The organism is Aetokthonos hydrillicola CCALA 1050 (assembly GCF_017591665.1).
Classification (GTDB): Bacteria; Cyanobacteriota; Cyanobacteriia; order Cyanobacteriales; family Nostocaceae; genus Aetokthonos; species Aetokthonos hydrillicola.
The window spans coordinates 1-3,880 of sequence record NZ_JAAKGC010000227.1 but is presented as its reverse complement, the minus strand read 5'-3'; the positions used below and the strand labels follow the sequence as shown (position 1 = coordinate 3,880).

Here is a 3,880-nt window from a genome sequence, read left to right as displayed (position 1 = left end):
TCATTGATGAAATTCATCGCCTCTCACGCATGACTGAAGAAATTTTGTACCCAGCAATGGAGGATTATCGCTTAGATATCACTGTTGGTAAAGGTTCCAGCGCTCGAACTCGGAGCATACCACTGTCAAAGTTTACCTTAGTAGGAGCAACAACCCGTGTAGGCGCGCTGACTTCCCCACTGCGCGATCGCTTTGGCTTGGTTCAAAAATTGAGATTCTATGAAGTAGACGAACTAAGCAAAATAGTACTACGCACAGCCCAACTACTCCAAACACCCATTCGTGAGGATGGTGCTAAAGAAATTGCACGGAGATCGCGTGGAACCCCACGAATTGCAAATAGGCTACTCAAGCGTGTACGTGATTACTCGCAAGTCAAATCATTAGGGGAAATTAACGAAAGCATAGCAGCAGAAGCACTGCAACTATTTCAAGTAGATCCGTGCGGTTTAGATTGGACAGATCGCCGAATGCTCAGTGTAATAATTGAACAATTTAATGGTGGTCCAGTTGGGTTAGAAACAATAGCAGCAGCATCGGGTGAAGACACACAAACAATTGAAGAAGTCTACGAACCTTATCTCATGCAAATTGGTTATTTGCAGCGTACTAGCCGTGGTAGGCTTGCAACACCCGCTGCATACAAACATTTAGGGTTTAAACCACCCAATGAACAATTATCTTTATTACCTTAAAAAGGTAATAGGGAATACGTAGGGTGCGTTAGCGCTACTCGTAACGCACCGTTAACATTGGGTTCTAAATCTCAGCCGAAGCTCGTTCAATCAAGCGACGTGCTAAGGTTTGCGTACCTGTATGTTCGTAGTAATTTGTAGAAACATCTAGGAACGCTGCTAAGTAGTCCAACTTGTCACCGCTAAAATCAATAAAACCTTGCAAGTTGTGGGCGACTTTTTCGGGAGTTAAATCATTTGCACCAACTAAGTTACCCATCCAACCTGTCACTGAGTTGAAGCTTTCTCCAATAAAGTTTAATTTGCTACCGGAATCTTGACCAGGAATTGTGTCTCTAATACTTTGGAAAGTCGAGTTTTGTTCTAATTCCTGTGGACTTGTCTGACTAATCCAAGATAAGGCTCTGTCAGCAAAGCCTGCACCTAAAGGTATTAAACCATCAAAGCAAACCAAAGCCGCCATGCGGATAAATGACTCACCGCTGTATTCACCTAAAGACGCGACAAAATCCCCAATGCTGTCTCCAGGAATCCCGTTAATTTGGCAAAAGGCTACTAACTCAGCGACTAATTTTAGACACAAATCGATAGTTTGTGCTTTTTCAGCTTTGGGAGTGATGCTGTTTAAAAAACCCAGAAGGGGGATTTTTTCACCGACTTTGTTAGCCAAAACTGCTGCGCCAAGTGCTTTATCTGTACTATCAACCGTTTGATACAGCCACATTGCTGTTTGATATCCTTGAGAACGATCATTGTACAAGTAAATTGCTCGTTCGCCAATTTGCTGAATTAGATCTTCGTCAGTTTCGCCAGTGACAGTTTTAATTGTATTCACAAAGCCAACGACGTTTTGCCACTCACCAGGAGCGAAAAAATCTAGCGATCGCAACGCAGAAACAGTCAGGTTACTAGTTGGTAATTGATCAACTAAATCTTGAATCGGTTTAGCCACGATAATCTCCTTATTGAAAAAGAATTCAGAAGTCAGAATTCAGGAGTCAGAATCAAGAGTATGGGGATTCAGTCCCACCAATTGTAGACAAACGTATAGATAGTGGGGTTTTCAACATCTTTCCCCATCTGTCGCACAGAATTCCTAAGCTGAATTCTGGCTCCTGACTCCTGAGTTCTTTGTGTTAATTTAGTTGTTATTTCAGACGAGACAAGCCGTCAAGGTTAAATTTCTCAAGCCACGCTTCGCGATCGCTTTCCGTGAACGACGGATCGCGGGATTGGACTTTCACTTGGTAGCGACTACCAACTAAAATAGCGGTACCATTACTACCTTGGCTAACAGATGGAAATCCGCCTATTGTCTTTGTGCTGGTTTTAAATTTACCTGCGGGGTTGGCTGTACCTTTCACGCCTTGTGTATCCGAAATTGAAATGACAGCAACTTCTTTACCTGCTTTTTTCAATTTCGCTTCTGAGAAACCTTTTTTCTCCTGAGTATAAACGCGCTCATACCCGTCTTGAGGTTTGGGGAAGAACTTGTTAAATTCAGCACCTTGAGTCGAGTCTTTAGCTATTGCTTGACCACTTTTTTGTTGACTGCTTTGTTGCTGTGCTTGGTCAAAACGTCCTGGTGTCTTAGGGGTACAGGCTGTAGTGAACAGTAACCCACATAACAACAATACTGTTAATATTCTTCGGACACGCGGAAAAATCATGTTTGGCTCCTCCTTTTGCTTGACAAAAATGGGGTGTGGGGTGTACGTTCATAGATTAGGCTCGAAGTAAGGTTTAAAGCCCAGTGAAATTTTGGGTGGCTTTATTATTTTCCCTACACCCTACACCCTATCCCCTACACCCTCTTTCCCTAACTGCGGTTGGCTATTACAGCATAGAACGGATCTCCACCTGCTGCACCTAACCATTGAAGGAAATTAGGAACTGTTGGCTTAAGGGTTATCACTTGTGGTTCGGTAAATCCTGGCACAGAAGTGAAGTAACTTCTGACTAACTCAACTCTACTCGTTTCTGTTCCCTCTCGCCATGCCTGAATCGCCTTTTGAAAAAACATGCGGTTAGAAAAGCTGATAATTGCTATACCACCTGGTTTAAGTATGCGGTGAATTTCAGAAAATATCGCCTCTGGGTATTGCAAGTACTGTATTGAAACGCAGTTAAAAACAGCATCAAAATCCTGATCCTTTAGAGGAAACTGCGGTTTTTCGTTGAGATCTTGTACAAAGTAATGATTTAATCGAGGATTCCGCGCCAGTTCAAGCTCGTTGAGTCCGTGTCCCTCAACATGCGCAAACTCCATTTCTTCTGGCAAATGCGACACCCAACTGCTCATCATATCAAAAATACGGGTCTGCGGTTTTAGGCGCTCGCGATACAATTCTGTCAGCTTTTGAATAAAACCTTCATCTACGTGCGTAACAAACCGAGGATATTCGTAAAATAACTTATCTGCTGTATCATCCAGCTTAGTACGTTCATTTGGTCTGAGCAGCATAAACTTTTTCTTAAGATCATTTTTCTCAAAATTTTATATCTTATTCACTTTGGGTTGCATCTTACAAAATAAGGAATTCCTTTTAAGTTGAGTTAGTGCTATTCTAATATTACGTATACTAACTAATTAATAGAATGATTAACTTATCTGAGAATTCTCAAGATTTGGAGTCTTGGGAGCCAGTGCGAGCACCATATGGTGTTGGCTATCGAGTCAAACTGTTATCGCAACTACTGGCTCGGAGATTTACTGAGCGTTTGGAACCGCTTGGATTGACACCTTTTCATTGGGTGGTTTTATGTTGTTTATGGGAAGAAGATGGGTTACCGACATCTTCTATTGGGGAAAAACTCCAACAGGTAGGAGGGACTTTAACTGGTGTGCTTGATCGAATGGAAGAACGAGACTTAATTCGTCGAGAGAGGGATAGACGCGATCGCCGTATTTGGCGTATTTGGTTAACTGATGCTGGTAAGGAACTAGAAAAAGTCTTACCACCAATTGCTGTTGAGCTTCGTGAAGAAGCTATGCATGGTATTCCTTATGCTGATCGTGAGCAATTTTGCAGAACTTTGAAACAGGCGATCGAGAACCTCTCGTAAAAAACTTAATTACAATAGGGAATCTCTCCTGGCTTGTAAAATTCGTTTCCACCTATAGAGAGGGGTGAGAGATGAGCTTAAATGATATCCATAGAAGCATATTGGTATAAAACAAGCCT

At 42.2% G+C, this 3,880-nt stretch carries 5 protein-coding genes; 2 read left to right on the top strand and 3 right to left on the bottom strand.

All coding sequences use genetic code 11. The features are described 5' to 3' along the window. A partial coding sequence (ruvB, locus tag G4P69_RS36025) for a Holliday junction branch migration DNA helicase RuvB (RefSeq protein ID WP_208354703.1) occupies nucleotides 1-695 on the top strand: 695 nt, incomplete at its 5' end. A 64-nt stretch (nucleotides 696-759) separates the two neighbouring features. Here ruvB and G4P69_RS36020 read toward each other — a convergent pair. From G4P69_RS36020 to G4P69_RS36010, 3 genes are all read right to left on the bottom strand, one after another. Next, nucleotides 760-1,647 (bottom strand): hypothetical protein, encoded by an 888-nt coding sequence (locus G4P69_RS36020; RefSeq protein ID WP_208340470.1) that lies wholly within the window; start codon nucleotides 1,645-1,647, stop codon nucleotides 760-762. Nucleotides 1,648-1,843: 196 nt separating this feature from the next. Further along, nucleotides 1,844-2,365 (bottom strand): hypothetical protein, encoded by a 522-nt coding sequence (locus G4P69_RS36015; RefSeq protein WP_208340469.1) that lies wholly within the window; start codon nucleotides 2,363-2,365, stop codon nucleotides 1,844-1,846. Nucleotides 2,366-2,514: 149 nt separating this feature from the next. Beyond that, nucleotides 2,515-3,159, bottom strand: coding sequence for a class I SAM-dependent methyltransferase (locus G4P69_RS36010; RefSeq protein ID WP_208354702.1), 645 nt, complete (start codon nucleotides 3,157-3,159; stop codon nucleotides 2,515-2,517). 134 nt (nucleotides 3,160-3,293) lie between these two features. On the opposite strand from G4P69_RS36010, the gene G4P69_RS36005 reads away from it, so the two are divergent. Continuing rightward, complete coding sequence (locus G4P69_RS36005; RefSeq protein ID WP_208340467.1) at nucleotides 3,294-3,761, top strand: MarR family winged helix-turn-helix transcriptional regulator; 468 nt, start codon at nucleotides 3,294-3,296, stop codon at nucleotides 3,759-3,761. Nucleotides 3,762-3,880: the final 119 nt, after the last annotated feature.

Coding starts and splice junctions, on each gene's coding strand:
- G4P69_RS36005 (WP_208340467.1), top strand. CDS start 3,294: ATGATTAACTTATCTGAGAATTCTCAAGATTTGGAGTCTTGGGAGCCA.
- G4P69_RS36010 (WP_208354702.1), bottom strand. CDS start 3,159: ATGCTGCTCAGACCAAATGAACGTACTAAGCTGGATGATACAGCAGAT.
- G4P69_RS36015 (WP_208340469.1), bottom strand. CDS start 2,365: ATGATTTTTCCGCGTGTCCGAAGAATATTAACAGTATTGTTGTTATGT.